General features: G+C 59.5%; 11 protein-coding genes and 2 pseudogenes. 5 read left to right on the plus strand and 8 right to left on the minus strand.

Annotated elements, in window-relative coordinates; genetic code table 11:
• Positions 1 to 4: 4 nt before the first annotated feature.
• The 5 genes and pseudogenes from D7S89_RS20540 to D7S89_RS27960 form a co-directional block, all read right to left on the minus strand.
• Complete coding sequence (locus D7S89_RS20540) at positions 5 to 2,005, minus strand: glucosaminidase domain-containing protein (protein WP_121280576.1); 2,001 nt, start codon at positions 2,003 to 2,005, stop codon at positions 5 to 7.
• 11 nt (positions 2,006 to 2,016) lie between these two features.
• A complete protein-coding gene (locus D7S89_RS20545) occupies positions 2,017 to 3,144 on the minus strand; it encodes a hypothetical protein (RefSeq protein ID WP_147426722.1) in 1,128 nt (375 codons plus the stop codon).
• 137 nt (positions 3,145 to 3,281) lie between these two features.
• Positions 3,282 to 6,119 carry a type VI secretion system Vgr family protein gene (locus D7S89_RS20550; RefSeq protein ID WP_121280580.1) on the minus strand — a complete coding sequence of 946 codons (2,838 nt, stop codon included), beginning with the start codon at positions 6,117 to 6,119 and terminating at the stop codon, positions 3,282 to 3,284.
• A 352-nt stretch (positions 6,120 to 6,471) separates the two neighbouring features.
• Positions 6,472 to 6,960, minus strand: a pseudogene (locus D7S89_RS20555) (IS4 family transposase); the annotation flags it as partial.
• On the minus strand, positions 6,869 to 7,090 hold the full coding sequence (locus tag D7S89_RS27960) for an IS4/Tn5 family transposase DNA-binding protein (protein ID WP_245983097.1): 222 nt from the start codon (positions 7,088 to 7,090) through the stop codon (positions 6,869 to 6,871). The pseudogene D7S89_RS20555 and the gene D7S89_RS27960, both read right to left, overlap by 92 nt.
• A 335-nt stretch (positions 7,091 to 7,425) precedes the next feature.
• On the opposite strand from D7S89_RS27960, the gene D7S89_RS27240 reads away from it, so the two are divergent.
• The 4 genes from D7S89_RS27240 to D7S89_RS27530 all read left to right on the plus strand — a co-directional run bounded on the left by D7S89_RS27240 (position 7,426) and on the right by D7S89_RS27530 (position 12,682).
• A complete protein-coding gene (locus D7S89_RS27240) occupies positions 7,426 to 9,486 on the plus strand; it encodes a hypothetical protein (protein ID WP_147426723.1) in 2,061 nt (686 codons plus the stop codon).
• Between the two features lie 573 nt (positions 9,487 to 10,059).
• Entirely contained in the window at positions 10,060 to 11,475 is a 1,416-nt protein-coding gene (locus tag D7S89_RS20560; RefSeq protein WP_121280582.1) for a cytochrome ubiquinol oxidase subunit I, read from the plus strand.
• A gap of 57 nt (positions 11,476 to 11,532) precedes the next feature.
• On the plus strand, positions 11,533 to 12,534 hold the full coding sequence (gene cydB / locus D7S89_RS20565; protein ID WP_121280584.1) for a cytochrome d ubiquinol oxidase subunit II: 1,002 nt from the start codon (positions 11,533 to 11,535) through the stop codon (positions 12,532 to 12,534).
• Complete coding sequence (locus D7S89_RS27530) at positions 12,512 to 12,682, plus strand: hypothetical protein (protein WP_183085287.1); 171 nt, start codon at positions 12,512 to 12,514, stop codon at positions 12,680 to 12,682. The genes cydB and D7S89_RS27530 overlap by 23 nt, the downstream gene beginning before the upstream one ends.
• Positions 12,683 to 12,714: 32 nt before the next feature.
• On the opposite strand, the gene gcvA is transcribed toward D7S89_RS27530, so the two are convergent.
• On the minus strand, positions 12,715 to 13,608 hold the full coding sequence (gene gcvA, locus D7S89_RS20570; protein ID WP_121280586.1) for a transcriptional regulator GcvA: 894 nt from the start codon (positions 13,606 to 13,608) through the stop codon (positions 12,715 to 12,717).
• A gap of 167 nt (positions 13,609 to 13,775) precedes the next feature.
• On the opposite strand from gcvA, the gene D7S89_RS20575 reads away from it, so the two are divergent.
• Positions 13,776 to 14,468, plus strand: a complete 693-nt coding sequence (locus tag D7S89_RS20575; RefSeq protein ID WP_121280588.1) for an FMN-dependent NADH-azoreductase — start codon at positions 13,776 to 13,778, stop codon at positions 14,466 to 14,468.
• Positions 14,469 to 14,527: 59 nt separating this feature from the next.
• Here the strand turns inward: D7S89_RS20575 and D7S89_RS20580 are convergent.
• A pseudogene (locus tag D7S89_RS20580) lies at positions 14,528 to 14,713 on the minus strand (hypothetical protein); the annotation flags it as partial.
• Positions 14,695 to 16,254 (minus strand): cellulose biosynthesis protein BcsG, encoded by a 1,560-nt coding sequence (bcsG, locus tag D7S89_RS20585; RefSeq protein WP_121280590.1) that lies wholly within the window; start codon positions 16,252 to 16,254, stop codon positions 14,695 to 14,697. The gene bcsG and the pseudogene D7S89_RS20580, both read right to left, overlap by 19 nt.
• Positions 16,255 to 16,259: the final 5 nt, after the last annotated feature.

Raw genomic sequence — 16,259 nt, forward strand, 5'->3', positions numbered from 1 at the left:
TGCACTATCGGGTGGAAGCGGCCGTCATAGTAGCGCCATCCACATCGACGAACGCAAGATCGTAGTCTTCGTCGCTCTCCGTATATTCCTCAGGAAACCGATAGTGTGTTACCCATGACGCAGGCACGGAACTGTGACTCACAACATGGTCATGTCCCTGATTTCCTCCAAGAGTGCCAAGGTTTAGGGCATGCCTCGACCTTGCCACCTTTCCTCTAATAAATGTGACGTGATAGACGCCTTGAGGAGGAATCCGAACAATTGCAACCGCGCCATAGGCGGGCTTGTTGTCACGAGTCGCTCGGCCCCAATGAGCGAGAGTCGCCGCACCGGCGCTGTTGTTTCCTTTATAGCCGGAGCGAGCGAGACACCAGTTCACGAACGCAGCGCAATAGGCAAGTTGGTCTGAGTTCACATGGAGAGACGTAGCGCTGAAATACTCCTTGATGTTCTTATTCTGCTCTTCGCCTTTGTGGCTGCGACGCACATGCGCGTGAAACTCCTGTTCCGCAACTGCCATCCATGGCGCACGACGCGCGCTGATCACGTCCGTTTGTGGGTGGTCGGCCTCACTGCGATAGCGAACCGCATGAACCGTGTTGTCGGGTACCAGGATCGTGGGGCCCGCCGCTGCCTGACTACCGCTCGCAGATTGGCCCGACGAAGCACTCGACGCCGCACTAGCGTGAGAGGCAGCTTGCGGTGTTGTTTGAGACATAGGCGAGGATGCCGGTGGCGTAGCCGATTGCGCTGCACCTTCCGACTGCGATGCGGCCTGCGGTTGGGACGCGGCTTGCGATTGCGAAGCCGACGGTGGGACCACGGGCTGCGACGCTACCGCCGGCGACGACTGCGCCGCGTGTTGCTGCGCGTTACCCGCATGAGCCGCTGGCGTCGCATCGTGATGCGCCGGCTTGGGCATCTTCAATTCCTGCCCAGGGTGCAGGTAGTACGGCGACGAAATGCCATTGAGTCGTGCAATCGTCAGATAGCTGGTCGAATGCGCTTTTGCGATCTTGATCAGCGAGTCGCCCTTTTTCACCTTGTAGGTCGTTGTCCCAGGGTGATGCGCAGTCTGCGTATGTGATGCCCCCGCAGACGCCTTGCCGCCCCCCGCACCAGCGCCGCTCGCAGCACCTGCCGGTGCAGCCGGTGTGCTTGAAGCCGCTGCTGGCACACTCGCCCCCTTCGCCGCCGCAACCGGCTCATGATGATCAGTCGAAGTCTGAACGGCAAACGTTGGCGCAATAAACGTCAATGCCGTCGGCGGCGTGGAAGGCTTCGAGTCCTGCTCGGCGGGCACCCACGTCTTATCATGCTCGGACCACACCTCGATCGTGACCTTGCCATTCGACAGTGCAGCCTGAATCTGGACATGACCGTCCTTATCCGCTACGAGTTCAAGCGTCTTACCATTTTGCGATGCCTTGACCTTTGCGCCCTCGAGCTTGACCCGCGCACCATCGAGCACGTAGATGTTCAGCGTTGGCAGGCAACCCTTGCAGCCCTCTTTCTGGGCACGGGCTATGGCCTTTTGCATCGACTTACACTCGAACATCCCCTGCAATTTTTGCGGGTAATCGTCTTTGGTCGCGTAATGGGCCCTTCGCAATGCGGTCGCTTCTTTGAGCAGATTCCCCTTGGTGCCCGGGTCGAACAAGCCGTTCTCGCGGTATCGCGGGTTCTCGGCCAGAAACTTTTGGCGGTCACGCAAGCTTTCGAGGATCGACGGATACACGCGGAAGGGATCGTCGACCCACACCATGCTGCCGTCCGCCTTTTCCTCCTGCACATGGAAGACTTTCGACTCACCCTTCCAACTCTTGTCGGCTTTGATGTTGAAGATATTGTTCGTACCGTGCAGCGTCTTCTCGCCCCACCCCGTTTCGAGCGCCGCTTGCGCGAGGATCAGTTGCCATGAACAGCCGGTCTCGTCCGAGACTTGGCGAGCCGCGCAGTACAGGTTCTGGATGAATTGAAGCTTGTCTTCGTACGTGTATGCCATCTGCGTCCCCTTCAGCGAGCAACGCGCCTGAATGTTGCGTGCTGCGCCCGTTCATCCACGGCGACGCCAACCCACGCATTGCCCTCGAATCGCACTTCGCGCACGTCACCACTCACACGCTGAATGCCGCCGACAGTCTTCTGCTCAAGATCGATCGTGGCAATTGCATCGACGGCGGCTTTGTCGCACGTCTTACCGAATACCGACAACGTCTGTCCTTGCACACCGAGTGCTTTGATTTCACACAACGGTTTCTTCAACGAGAAGTGCTGCGTCACATGTCCCGCTGCATCGACTGCCGAAACAAGCAACTCGCTCGATGTAAGCGCAGCGTAGAAGGCGCTACCGTCGGCTTCGATCGCGGGTGTCGCTGAGTCAACGTCCGTCGGATACAGATGCGTCGATCGGATATACCGACTATTGCCGATGTCGATCTTCGAGACCGCGTACGGCTTGTCTGCCGGTGACACCGCGCCGTTCGCCAAAAACTGGCCACCGACCAGCAGATAGGCGCCATCGAGCCGCGCCTCGGAATCGATCCAGTAAGCACCGGTAGGTAGTTTGGCGAAATCGGTTCGTTTGGAAAGATCCTGATCAAACCGCGCGACGAATGTGCTGAACTTGCCGCCTCGTTGCAGCGTGTCGCTGATACCACCGGCCACAGCGACACCGGCAGGCGTCACATCGAGCAGGTAAGCCCATTCATCAAAGCCCACACCGACGCGCTGCTGCTTAAGCAGCTTGCCATCCGCGCTGAATTTTTGAAGAAAAAGCTTCCCTTGATCGAGGCTCTCGGAGCTGTTCGTGTCTTCCTTGGTCAGTACGAAATAGGCAGAGTGATTGCTATCGCTGACGCAACGCAATGCTTCACTACCAGCGTGATCGTGCGCGAACGGAATACTGCTCTTCCAAACGACTTGCCGCTTGTCGGCATCGACCACGGCCACATATGCCGTGGTAGTCGCGGCCATATCATCGAGGACCTCGCCTGATACGCAGTAACGCCCGCTCCCAACCGGGTCGATGAAAACAGGCGTGAAACCTTCGGGCACCCCAAGCGGAATTTCCACCGATTGCCCTGCCGCCATAGCACCCGCAGCCACCAAGCTGGAAACGAGACCCAGCAAACTCGAAATCAAAAACCCGCACTTCATACGTTCCCTGATGTTGTATTTGCCTATCGCTCGTCTATCGAGGGGCCGGCATCGCATCAACCCGTTCGACGACGATCGCATGCAATGCATGTCATGCCGCTCGCGTGTCGTTACGTCGGAGCCTAAATATTCGTGTCGTCTTCATCACCCGGCCCATCCGGCACGTCCTGCACATGCTCGTGGTCCGCATAATCGAACACGCCTGCGTTCGGGTGATCGGTCAGATTGCTTGCGAGGTCGAATGGGTCGTCATACTTCAACGTCGTCCACTTGCCCTCATTAACATCGATGATGGTCTTGATCTGCTGCGGCGTTTCAGTGAACGCACGCAGCGTCTTGCCCGCGCCATCTAGCATGCCGCTGCCGAGCAGCATCCCATCCTCAGCAAGGAACTGATACTTGACCGGCGCGGCCACGCCGTCGGGCTTGTGCAGCACGTCGTCGAGCAACAACTGCTGGCTGTACTTGAGCTCCTTCTGACTCTGGAAGAACTCCTGCCGTTGCTGCTGCACGCTCGTCGCCCCTTCCTTCGACCACGACGCGCACTTCTCCAGAATCTGCCCCGGTGTGCCGTTCTCGATCTGGCTGCCGTTGATCTTGATGTACGAGCCACCGGCGCCGATCCAGATCTCCTTCGAGGCCGACAGCACGATCTTCCCGTCGCTACTCGTGATCGTCAGATCCTTCAGCGCCGCCAGCGTCATCGCGTCGCTTTGCGCTTGAATCTCGACTTTGCCCTTGCTCGCGAACAGCTTCATGCCCGCGTTCTGCACGAATACGCTCAGCTTCTCCTTAATACTCGCGATCAACGACTTGCCCGTCACCACATGCGTGTTCTGACCGCTCACGATGTTGACCTGCTGATCGGCCGTGATCTGCGTCGATTGCTGCGTCGTTAGCCCGATGCCCGCCGGGCTCGCCATCAGCATGATCGGCTTGGCAAAGCCGTTCGCATTGCCCGTGCCACCACCGGCCGTGCGCCCGCCCGTGGCCGCGCCAGCCACGCTGTGCTGCGTCGCGTCGGTGAACTGCTTCAGCGCATCCTGCCCCGGCTGCAAGCTCTCGGCGTTGCCCGTGACGCTCGCCTCCGACATCGCTTCCATCACGCTTTCGGCATTGACCAGCTGCTCGCTCGCCGCGCCAGCGGCCATCGGTTGATTCACCGACGTCGCATGCGTCGTCACATACAGCCCTTTCCCCGCCCGCACCGCGCCATACGCGTCGGACTTCAAATCGAAGCCCGTGCCCAGGTACGCGCCACGAGTGTTGTCGGTGTGCTGAATCAGGTAGCCCAGATGCAGATGAGATTGGGCGCTCGTCGAATACAGATGCAAACGGTTCTGGCCGGTCGAGTCGTCCATGACGATCTGGTTGTAGCCGCTGCCGCCATACTCCTTCGAGCGATGGCCCGACAGCAGCCCGTGCGTGTTCCAGATCGGCGCCGTGTTGCCCCCGTGCATGCGGCTCACGATGATCGGCCGGTCGCAGTCGCCGCCGAGCCAGTCGATGATCACCTCGTCGCCCTTGCGCAGCGGATAGGTACCCCCGCGGTCACTGCCCGCATCGGGAAAAGCCGCACGCACCCAGCACGACGCCCCTTCATCGCCGCTGTTGCGACGATTCCACGGGAACCACACCTTCACGCGATTGAGCGCATCGGTGTAGATCTCTTCCTTGTCCGGCCCCGCGACGATGCCGTTTTGCAACTGCATGACAGGCTTGTGGTGCTCAAACGGGCTGCGGTACGGCACGCGTCGGCGCTGCGCTTCAAGTTCGACGCGGTAGAAACCTTGGCTACCGTCAGGATGCTTGATGATCGCTCCACCTTGCTGCCCCTGCGCGGCGCGGGCTTGCTTGAGTTCCTCGCTCAAGCTCTGCGGGAAGTCGACGCTACCGTTTGCACCGGGCAGGTTGTTCTGGATGATCCAGTCCGCGGCAATGATCAGAAACTCGCGCTCCTGCGGGCGGCCTTCATCGTGAATCGGATGGCCTTGCAGCTCGAACCAACGCCCGGGCATCGCACTGCGCAAGCCCCCCACGCCATGGAAACGACGCGAGCGTGATTCCCATTCCTCCATGCGGATGCGCGCGAGGAATTCGCCGTCCTGCGTCTCGCCCCAGCCATAGGCACCCGCATAGTCGTAGACCTCGCCGTCCGAAGGCAAACGTTCTTGCGCCGGTACGTCCTCGCGCGAGGTGGCGATCTCTTTGTTCAGATCGGCGCGCTTGTAGTCGAACGTACGCGTGGTCAACTGTGCGCTGTCGAGTTGCCCTTTCTCGATCCACTGCGTCAAGCCATCGGCTTCGTCGTTCAGGCTCGCGCGGCTAAAGCGCACCGTACGCTGATCAAGTGGCGGCACGAAGAACGCATCGTCGATCACCACCCATGTATGCGACTTGCCATCTTGAGCCTGCTCGAAGCGGCCGAACATCCCCACCGGCTCCATGCGCCGATGCATGAAATTCCAGTCGGAATCGGCTTGCACGCAATACGACGACTGCGGGCACGTGCGGCGCAGCTCGAAGCGGAACTTGGCTTGCGGATGCTGGTGATAGACGTCGGCGAGAATCTGCTCTTCGCTTTGCTCCTGCCAGTCGCGCATGTCGCGGCGCAGGTGCAGGAAATACAGCCACGAGGAAAACTGCAGCTGGAAGTACGTGAGATACCCGTCCGAGCCCAGTCGGCTGAACGTATGCACGTAGCCGTGATGCGGCAGATACGAGCCGTCCGTTTGCTGAACCCACAACGTGACGGGCTGCGCGATCAACGCTTGCAATTCGATTTCGCGGCGCGTCGTGACGACGTCGACGGTGAATTCGTAGTCGCGACCTAGGCGGCTCGTGCCTTTGACCTGGAGCGGCAGCAGGCAGTCGGTGCCGAGCGGCGTGTCGAGCTTGATCAGGCGGTTGTACTGTGCATTGCCGTTGATAAGCATGTCATAAAGCTTATTCGCGCTCATACCGCCTGTCCTCTCCGCCAATCAATTAGTCAAGTGCCTGATTTTTCAGGGAGTGAATTCTAATTGACCTTGGATAGGAATGCGATAGCAAGACGACATGCAATGGCAAACAAGGCCAGAGCTGGCCGTACCAACGACACAATAGAATCGTCCGTCAGGTTCCTCAATTCACGCACCGATTTAAAACGGAAATTATTTCCGATTTATTCGGTAATTTAGCATGAAAGGTGATATTTACTCACTCACACACTGAACCCACCCCGTTCGGCACATCGGCTTATACGCAATTGTCGGCGTGACCGCTGGCACGTAACTTCTGCACTGTCTCAGCGGCAACATGAACCTCTTTGAGTCAGAACCGGATGGCTTTCGCACCGGGTTCGCCATCGCCCTTGCGGCCGAGGAATCCGCCCAGGCGCGCGATCAAGCACAGCACCTCGTTAAGCGTGGGCTTGGCCGACTGCTTAACGGCGGTGAGCAAATGCGCGCTGCGAATTTCATCAGCATCGAAGAACAGATTGGCTTGACGCCACTTGGCCCGTCGAATTCACGCGCCACCAGACAGGTGACCGTCACGCTTTGTCCAACGCCCGCCGGCAACTCGATTCGCCGCCGCCACACGTGCTGACGTACTTGACGCGCCTTCACGCCGTGACGGGTGACGCGAGCCCATCGTGAAGGCACTCTCGCAGAGTGCTTCACCTTCGCTCGCACATGCACACAGCTTCGCCCCCTCGGGCAGTGCACGGTCATGGGTCGACCGAATCAGCCAATCCGCCGGCGTACCCAACTCCTGCGCTCGTACCATCAGCGCGATCATGTCGACACGCCTGCGGCACACCGGCCGTCGGCTTGGCCGCCAATCGTTCCATCCATGTCCTCGCTCGCTTGTTCAAGCGCGCATCGCCAAGGTCAAGGTCGGTAAATTCAGTCTCCGTCCAGCGCGGTGCATCCAAGGCCAAGGCGTTCACGCAAAAAGCGAGAGTAAACGCGACGCGCCAAAAGCTTACAAGCCCCGGTCTATCTCATTGATCGAAAACGATTCATTCCCGTCTACGGCTGCGGAAGGCTGACTTGTCTATAAGACAATGCGCCTGAGGGGGTCGCTTGCGTAGACTTTGGATACGAGCGATGGCATTTCATCCTCGTGGGTTGTCTCGCGAGTCAGACAATGCTTTCTGAATTGTTGGTGTTCTTCAGTCCTAATTTTCGCAACCCCACCGTGATATGTACCATGGATCGATAAATTCCATGACCTTGGGCACATACAGCCCCATCGTGTGCCAATACGTCAATCGAGAGAGAAATGACATCTAAAATCCAAGGTCGAAAATTTATTTTAACGCTAGTGTATTCAATTCTTGTTGTCGCACCATCTGCCGCGAGCGCGGAGATGCTGCACTACCTGGAAAGATCAGATGTGCGTGAAGATGGCTCCAAATATTGCCAAGTCGCAAGAATTGATATATTTAGAAATTTCCAGGGTGATAGCGCAAACTCCAGAGGAAGCAAAATATTCGTCAACGGAACTCAAACCAGATCAATCAGGTCAATTAGAATTCTTGCATCGAAGAACACCGACAATCAAGCTGGAATTAGAATTCGCCCAGATTGTTCGTCAAAACATTGCCCAGATCTTAAGGTGGCCGTCGGAGATAGAGCATTCATCCATTACTTCGATACATCCAAGTTGCCCGCCCCTCCTTCCAGCGACATCGTTGAGAATGATTCCACGGGTTACAAATCATGGACATCATCAAAACCCCTTGACAACGAATCCGTGAAAGATGATGGTTTCGTGCAGTTTTCGATATATTTTATTGAAAGCAAAGGCACAGACTCCAATATTGAATACAATGGGAAAATTCTCATTTCAGCACACTCGGCATCAGTACGAGCCGGCACTGTCGTAGTTGGCAAAATGCTAACCAGCAACGCAATAAATCTTGACACCGACTCTCTTTCGAGCTGGAGTCAGAAAGACATCGAGGTGGGTGACTCCCAAACAAAATATGCCCCCGTGCTCGTCGAGCAAGCAATGCTTCCGATCGATGATGATAGAAATTTAGCACACCGTGTACGGCGAGCTTTGGGAGACGGGGATAAAACCAGCCCGATGGCGTGGATTGTAGATCTCCTTAATCTCTTACGCAGAACGTTCTGGGGAGCGCCACAGCGGACCCATCACGCGTCATTGCCTCAAATACACGTGGTGGAGCCGTCGTCGGAGCGACCACCCATGGAGCAGACTGCGCCCCCGGTTGTATCCGTGTATCACGCGGAAATTTTCCACGAGAATGGCGAAACTGCATTTGGCACCGCCATGAATATGATGGATTGCGGAGCCGACTCAACAATCCTAGATGAGACGCCTGAGGGCGAGTCAAGTACGCGTACAAAGCCGAAAAAGCAATCAGATAATAAAAAGAAGAGAGTGCGCGATAAAATGAAAAAGAAGCTTGGAAGGCTTTCGCAGGACGAGATTGAATCGATTCAGACGCAAATTGCACCACACCGAGAATCGTCGTCGCCTATCCGTGAGCCATTGTCCTTGCCAGGGGGGCGGCTGCTAGATGGGGAACTCGCTCAGTGGTTAGCCGAAGATCCGGCACGAGCCATCGGTATGCTTGATCGGGCTACTGCGGTGCTAAGAGCTTCGGGCGGGGATCATCAGCGGAACATCCCAGTCGATCAGCTTGGCGAAAACGACGGTGTGCTCATGGCTAGCTGTGCAGCGAGTGGGGAGGGTGCCAGTTTAGCGTGGAAGTGCGTGGACCGTGCTAAGAGGGCAGCAAAGAAGCCTGCACCAGTCATTGCCGTTCCCGCAAGTATTGCTGTACCCGGAAGGGGATATTACCTTCACGGAGAAGCAGGGTTCGATGGACTGGCCAATCAGGTCAGGAGAGATTTTTCAAGAACGCTTTTTCCTGGGATCGCGCGCGAGTGGTTCAATGACCAAACCATTGCGATTGGGCGAGATGCAGCTCGACCACCATATAACCGTGGAATTGTATACATCCATAACGTCAGAGACTCACGCAGCTCAAGAAGATTCATCTACGGGGTTAGTCATATTTTGGAGCCAGAAAATAACGGTGGCCATCGGGCGGCGTGGAATTCGCTGGGGATAAACTCGGAAGAACAACTGGCGCGACTTATCATGTCTGCCGTAACGAATGAAGACTCAGTCTGGGCACCAGTAATTAACGGCCGCACCGATCGATCAACTCGTCAATACATGCGATTTACCTATGGCGGGTTTATATGGGAGGGGAAAATTATAATTGCAATTTCAGACAATGGATCGATCATAACCGCCTATCCGGACTCAGGGGTGGAAATTAAGAAAACCCCACTGGAGATGTAACTAAGAGCTGCTAACGCAACCGGGCGCAAGGCAACATTGGCCGTGTCGTCCGCTGCATGGCAAGACGAAAGGTCCGCAACGCGTTGTGGGTGCTTCTTGAGCCGTTGATCCGCAAGTTTGTGCCGTCGCCCGAGGAGACCCTGGTGGCAAGGGGTTCCCGTTGTCAGCTCAAAAAATAGGCAGAGAGATGTGTATACGGCTATGTGTTCGGCTACGCCCAGCATGCCCCCGAAAAATGCCACGAAGGCGAAATCATCAGACAAAAATGCGCGCGAGAGCCTACTGTCGGCGTCGCACAGGCTCGCTGCGGCGCGGTGTATTGCCGCACGTTGCCCTCCGCAATGCGGTTTGCATCGACACCCCAGCGCGTCGATTTCTTCTTTGACATCAATCAAATAGGCGCGAAATAGCCGCCTACCCACCCCGCTTCAGCCCACCTGCGACAGCCCGACGCACCGCAGCATTTCCGGGCCGCACTGCTTTACGCTTACTTACGACTGCACGAGCAGTCCAATACGAAGTCCGGCGTGCCGACATCTGCCGACGCGCCTCGTCAGTTATCGGTGGCTCGCTATGGAAACGTCAACACTCAGCGCATTCGACCTTGCGCGCATTCAATTCGCTTTCACGATCTCCTTTCACATCGTGTTCCCCGCCTTGAGCATCGGCTTGGCCAGCTTCATCGCCGTGCTCGAATGGCGCTGGCTCAAAACCGGGAAGGCCTATTACAAGGAGCTGTGTCTTTTCTGGTCAAAGATCTTCGCCGTCGCGTTCGGCATGGGCGTCGTGTCCGGCGTCGTCATGAGCTACGAGTTCGGCACCAACTGGGCCGGCTTTTCGAAATTCGCCGGCCCCATCACGGGTGCGCTGCTCACCTACGAGGTGATGACGGCGTTCTTTCTCGAGGCCGGCTTCCTCGGCATCATGCTGTTCGGCTGGCAGCGCGTCGGCCCGCGCGCGCACTTTGCAGCCACGCTGACCGTTGCCGTCGGCACGCTCGTGTCCGCCTTCTGGATCCTCGCGTCCAATAGCTGGATGCAGACGCCGCAAGGGTTCGCGATCGTCGACGGCCATGCCGTGCCGGTCGACTGGTTCAAGGTCATCTTCAATCCCTCGTTCCCGTATCGTCTCGTACACATGACGCTTGCCGCGTTCGTCGTCGCGGCGCTCGTCGTCTCGGCAACCGGCGCTTGGCATCTGCTCAAGGGGCGACGCGATCCGGGCGTCAAGAAGATGTTCGTAATGGCGCTCGGCTTGCTGCTCGTGCTCGCGCCCGTGCAAGCCTTGGTCGGCGATCAGCACGGCCTGAACACGCTCAAGTATCAGCCGGCCAAGGTCGCGGCGATGGAAGGCCTGTGGGACACGGAAGCGGGCGGCACCTCGCTCAAGCTGTTCGGCCTCCCCGACATGCAAGCCGAAACGACGCGCTACGCCGTCGCCATTCCGCACCTGGGCAGCCTGATCCTCACGCATAGCTGGGATGGCGAAATTCGCGGGCTCAAGTCGTTCCCGCGCGACGAGCGCCCCAACTCGACGGTCGTGTTCTGGAGCTTTCGCGTAATGGTCGGCCTCGGCGTGCTGATGATCGTATTGGCCGCGCTCGCGGGCATCCTGCATCGCCGCGGCCGGCTATACGAGGCCAAGTGGTTCCACCGCTTCGCACTCGTCATGGGTCCGAGCGGGTTCGTCACGCTGCTCGCCGGTTGGGTCACCACGGAAGTCGGCCGTCAGCCCTGGGTCGTCTACGGCGTCATGCGTACCGCACAGGCCGTCTCGCCGTTGAGCTCGCAGCAGGTGGGGATTTCGTTGATGGCCTTCGTCGTCGTGTACTTCCTCGTCTTCGGCACGGGTGTCTACTACATGCTCAAGATCCTGCGCGCCGGCCCGAACGTCTCTCACGACGAGCACGGCGATGCCGACGAGACGCTTGAGAGCGAGCCGCTGCCCGGCACGGCACGCCCGCGCGTTACGGCCGCGCTCAATGTGTGAGGTAGCGACGGCTTCGCATCAATCGTATCGAACTCTTTCGTCATTCGAGGTTGCTTCATGGATGTCACCATCGTCTGGGCTGCGATCATCGCGCTCGGCCTTCTCCTTTACGTCGTGCTCGACGGCTTCGATCTCGGCATCGGCATCGTTTTCCCGTTCTTCCCCGACGAGCGCGAACGCGATTTGATGATGAGCAGCGTCGCCCCTGTCTGGGACGGCAATGAAACATGGCTCGTGCTCGGCGGCGCGGCGTTGTTCGGCGCGTTTCCGATCGTCTACGCGACCGTGCTCTCGGCGCTGTATCTGCCGCTCGTGTTCATGCTCGCCTGTTTGATCCTGCGCGGCGTGTCCTTCGAGATCCGTGGCAAGGCTAAGCGCACGAAACATTTGTGGGATCTCGCGTTCATCGGCGGCTCAACCGGTGCAGCGTTCTTCCAGGGCATATCGCTGGGCGCGTTCCTGCAAGGCATCCCGGTGCACAACGGCGAATTCGCCGGCGATGCGTTCGGTTGGCTCACGCCGTTTTCGCTGTTGACCGGTCTTGGGCTCGTCGCCACGTATGCCCTGCTCGGCTGCTGCTGGCTCGTGGCGAAGACCGAAGGCGACTTGCAGCGGCGCCTGCATCGGATCGTCTGGCCGCTCACGCTCGTGCTGCTCACGTTCATCGTGGTGGTCAGCATCTGGACGCCCCTGCAAGAACCCGGCATCGCCGCGCGCTGGTTCGGCTCCGAGTGGTTCCTACGCATGCTGCCCGCGCCGTTCCTCGTTGCGATCTGCGCGGCGTTCATGTACCGAGCCGTGCGCGAGCGTCATCACACGCAACCGTTCGCGCTGGCGCTCGCGTTCGTCGTGATCGGCTATGCGGGCCTGCTCGCCACGGTGTGGCCGTACGCGATTCCCGCAAGCGTCACGCTATGGGAAGCCGCGGCGCCGCGTCAGAGCCTCACGTTCACGCTGGCGGGCGCGGCCTTCATCCTGCCGGTCATTCTCGCGTACACGATGCTCGGCTACTGGGTATTTCGCGGCAAGGTGCGTCATGGCGAACATCACTATCACTAAGCCGGGCGTGCTCGCGCGCATGCAGGCGGCTATGCCTGGCTGGCTGTGGTTCGTCGTACTGTGGTGTGTCGGTACGGGGAGCGCAATGCTGCTCGGCTCCGTGTTCAAAGTGTTCATGAACGCCACGCTGTTTGCCGTGTCAAGGTAGCACCTGAACCAACTGCTCGCCGCGCGGCGTCGTCAAGCAGGGATGTCGCGCGGCAGTGCCAAGGTGGACACCCATGCACGCACGGCTTCGGTCGTGCGTGCCTCTCGACGGTGCTCGGGATAGACGAGAAAGAAGCCGAAGCGCCGTAGCACGGGACCGAACGGCACAACGAGCGTCCCGCTTTCCAGCTCCGGTGCAACAAGTGGCAAATTGACTAGCGCGACGCCTTGCCCTGCCGCCGCTGCCCCGATCGCATGCGTCTCATCCGAAAACACCAGCCCTCGCTCCGTCTCGAGCGCGAGCCCCGCCGCCTCGACCCATGCACGCCAGTCGGGCACATCGCGCAGCGACGGCTGCCATTGCGAGTGAATGAGCGGATGACTCGCCAGATCACTCGGCTGTCGCACGGCAAGGCGCGGATGACACACCGGCGCGTACGCATCGTCGAACAGGTGCTCGGCCACGAGCCCCGGCCATCGGCCCGCACCGTAACGAATCGCGATGTCGGCACCGTCACCCGCCAAATCGAGCGCCACGTCCGACGCGTGAATGCGCAGATCGATGTCGGGGTGCAGATGTTGAAACGAAGCGACCGCGGGCGCCAACCAGCGTGCGGCCAACGCTGCCGTCGTCGTCAGCGTGGCATGGCTGCGCTGAGGCTCTTCGCGGATGCGCTGCAAGGCTTGCGCGAACGTGTCGAAACCGTCGCGCAATACCGGATACAACGCCCGGCCCTGCGGCGTCAACACTAGCGCGCGCACGCGGCGCTCGAACAGTGGCGAGCCGATCGATTCCTCTAGCTGCCGTATCTGATGGCTGACGGCCGTCGGCGTCACCGACATTTCATGTGCCGCTTCTTTCATGCTCAGATGCCGCGCTACCGCTTCGAAAGCTCGTAAAGCATTCAGCGAGGGAAGCTTTCTCATAGCTCGATGTTCGTCAATTCAGGGCTAACGCGGTGAATGAGTTTTTCTTATGCATCACGACGCAAATTCCTCGTTTGTGACGGCATCCGCAGATTCGTATAGTCGATGCTCATACGAACCGGCCGATTCGTGATCCCGTTCACCGCTTCCGAAAAAAGGCATCCATCATGACACGCATTCTGCATTTGGACTCCAGCGCGCGCATCGGCACATCCGGCACGCAACCGCACGGCTCGCACACACGACGACTGTCTGCCCGCTTCGTACAGCGCTGGCTCGAACACACACCAGACACCACGGTGGTCTATCGCGATCTCGGTGCCGAGCCGCCCAAGCCCGTGAGCGCCGAGTGGATTCACGCGGCGTTCACGCCGCCCGCGCGACGCGAATCGTGGATGAGAGATGTTCTCGCTGAGAGCGATGCGCTCGTGGACGAGCTCGTTGCTGCCGATGTGATCGTAGCAGGCGTGCCGATGTACAACTTCGGCGTACCAGCCCAATTCAAGGCCTATATCGACAACGTCGTGCGTGTGGGCCGAACGTTCGGCTTCGACCGCGCACGCGAAGGCGAACCGTATTGGCCCATGCTGGCCGATTGCGGCAAGCAGCTGGTCCTGCTCGGCTCACGCGGCGACTACGGCTACGACAGCGAACGGCTGTCGCATCGCAACCATGTCGAAGCGAGCGTGGCCACGGCTTTCGGCTACATGGGGATCGACGACGTGCACAGCGTCGCGATCGAATACGACGAGTTCGCCGATGCCCGGCTGCAAGCCTCGATCGTGGCGGCTGAAGCGGCTGTCGACGCGCTCGTCGATCGCCTCGCCTTCGACTATCGCCGTAGCCCTGTCTCCGTGTGAGCCAACGCAGCGATGGTGTCATGCTCGGCAGCGGCAGCCTCCTCCTGCTCGCTGCCGTCCAGCCCCATCAGCTTCGCGAGAACGGGCCATTTGACGCGCGCCTCTTCATACGCAAGCTTCGCCTGCTCGTCGACGTACTTCGACGGATCGAGCTCGGGCACATGGCGCGCGAGGCCCGCGACATCGTTGACGGGCACGCCGCCCGACGATTCTTGGCGACTTGCTGTCACTTTTGATCCACCCATACGCCATCTGGCGTCTTCACGGCATAGCCGGTTGCGGTCCTCATCGTCACCGTGCCCTCGTTCTCGCCGACCATCTGCGTCTGCGGCAGGCTCGCCGCGTACTGCGACAGCACGATGCCCGGCTTGAACGGGCTGTTGGAGACGAGATTCGACAACAGCTGCGCGAGGGCAAGGAAACTCGTCGGCTGGTCGATCACGGTGGTCGGCCCGTGCTGGCCCGGCAGGCCGACGACCCGCACGCCGACGGGCCCGTGCACGACGCGCGGCGTCGGGATCTCGCGCAAGCCCGCAACCTGGTTGCCGTCGCCGCGCAGCGCAGCGCCATGCTCGGGCACGAACACGATGACCGCGCGCCGGCCCGACTTCGAAATCAGGTCGGCAAATTCGTCGACCTCGTTCATCAGCGTGTTCACACGCAGCGGATACGAGTCGAGGCTCGATAGGTTCGGCTTGCCGACCAGACGATTGCCGTCGTGCAAGCTGATCGTGTTGTAGTACAAGGCCACGGGCCCTGTCGTTTGTGCGCGCTGTGTCCACCAGCCGGCCAGCGTCGAGTAGTCGTCGTGCACGGGCGAGCCGTCGAAAGCTTGCATCGGCACCGTGGCGCGCTCGTTCGAGACGATCGGCGCGTCGGGTACGCCGATGTTCTGTTTCACGATCGATAAAAAGTTGTCGAAGTGGCCATCGTGATTGAACAGGACCTGCGTCGTGTAGCCGGCCTGCGCAAGATCGGTAAACAGATGGCATTGCGGCGGCGTGTCCTTGTACAAGTCGGCATGCACCTCCTGTCCGCAACTTGCGCGCAGCACGCGAATCGCGGCCGGTCCGCTGTAGCTCGCTGCAGTGCTGAAGTTCGTGAACAGGTAGTCGAAATGACTGAGCATCGGGTTGTCGCGCGCCTTCGATACGTCGAGATCGTCCCACGACAGCGAGCAGACGTGCAGCACGATGACGTCGAATTGCGCATTCGGGTCTGCACTCAACCGGCCGAACGGAACTTGACGCTGCGCCTCCTGAGTGCGGAACGCAGCAAGCGCAGCGTTGTGATCGAGCGGCTGGTCGACCAAGGTACTGCGTGCGCCGCTCGTAGCGCTCGTAGCGCTCGTTTGCGTCGGCGTCAACGCCACGCTGACCGCGTTCCATACGGGCAGCGCCACGAGTGCGAGGACGACGAACGTCGCCACACGCAGCCATCGGTTGACGACGAAGTAGACGGCCACGGCCACGACGGCCGCGATGAGCACCGTGGGCGGCACGACACGTTGCGCGAGCTCGAGCCAGTAAGTGAACGAGAACGTCCGCAACTGCGCGAACGTTTCGACGAGGCGCGAGAAAGGCGGCACGTTCGCTTCGTGATAGAGCAGCGGAACGGCGATCGCCAGCCCCACCGACAAGCGCGCGAAGCGCCCGCCGCGATGCCGGATCGGGCTCGTCGCGGCAAGCGCCAATGCGAGCACGATGTTCGCCACCCACAGCGGCTTCAATTGCCCCACCGCGAATAGATAGAGCTTCAGCAGGAAGTACAGATTCCAGATCGTCATGGCTT

This window comes from Trinickia fusca, from assembly GCF_003628145.1.
In the GTDB taxonomy this organism is placed as follows: domain Bacteria; phylum Pseudomonadota; class Gammaproteobacteria; order Burkholderiales; family Burkholderiaceae; genus Trinickia; species Trinickia fusca.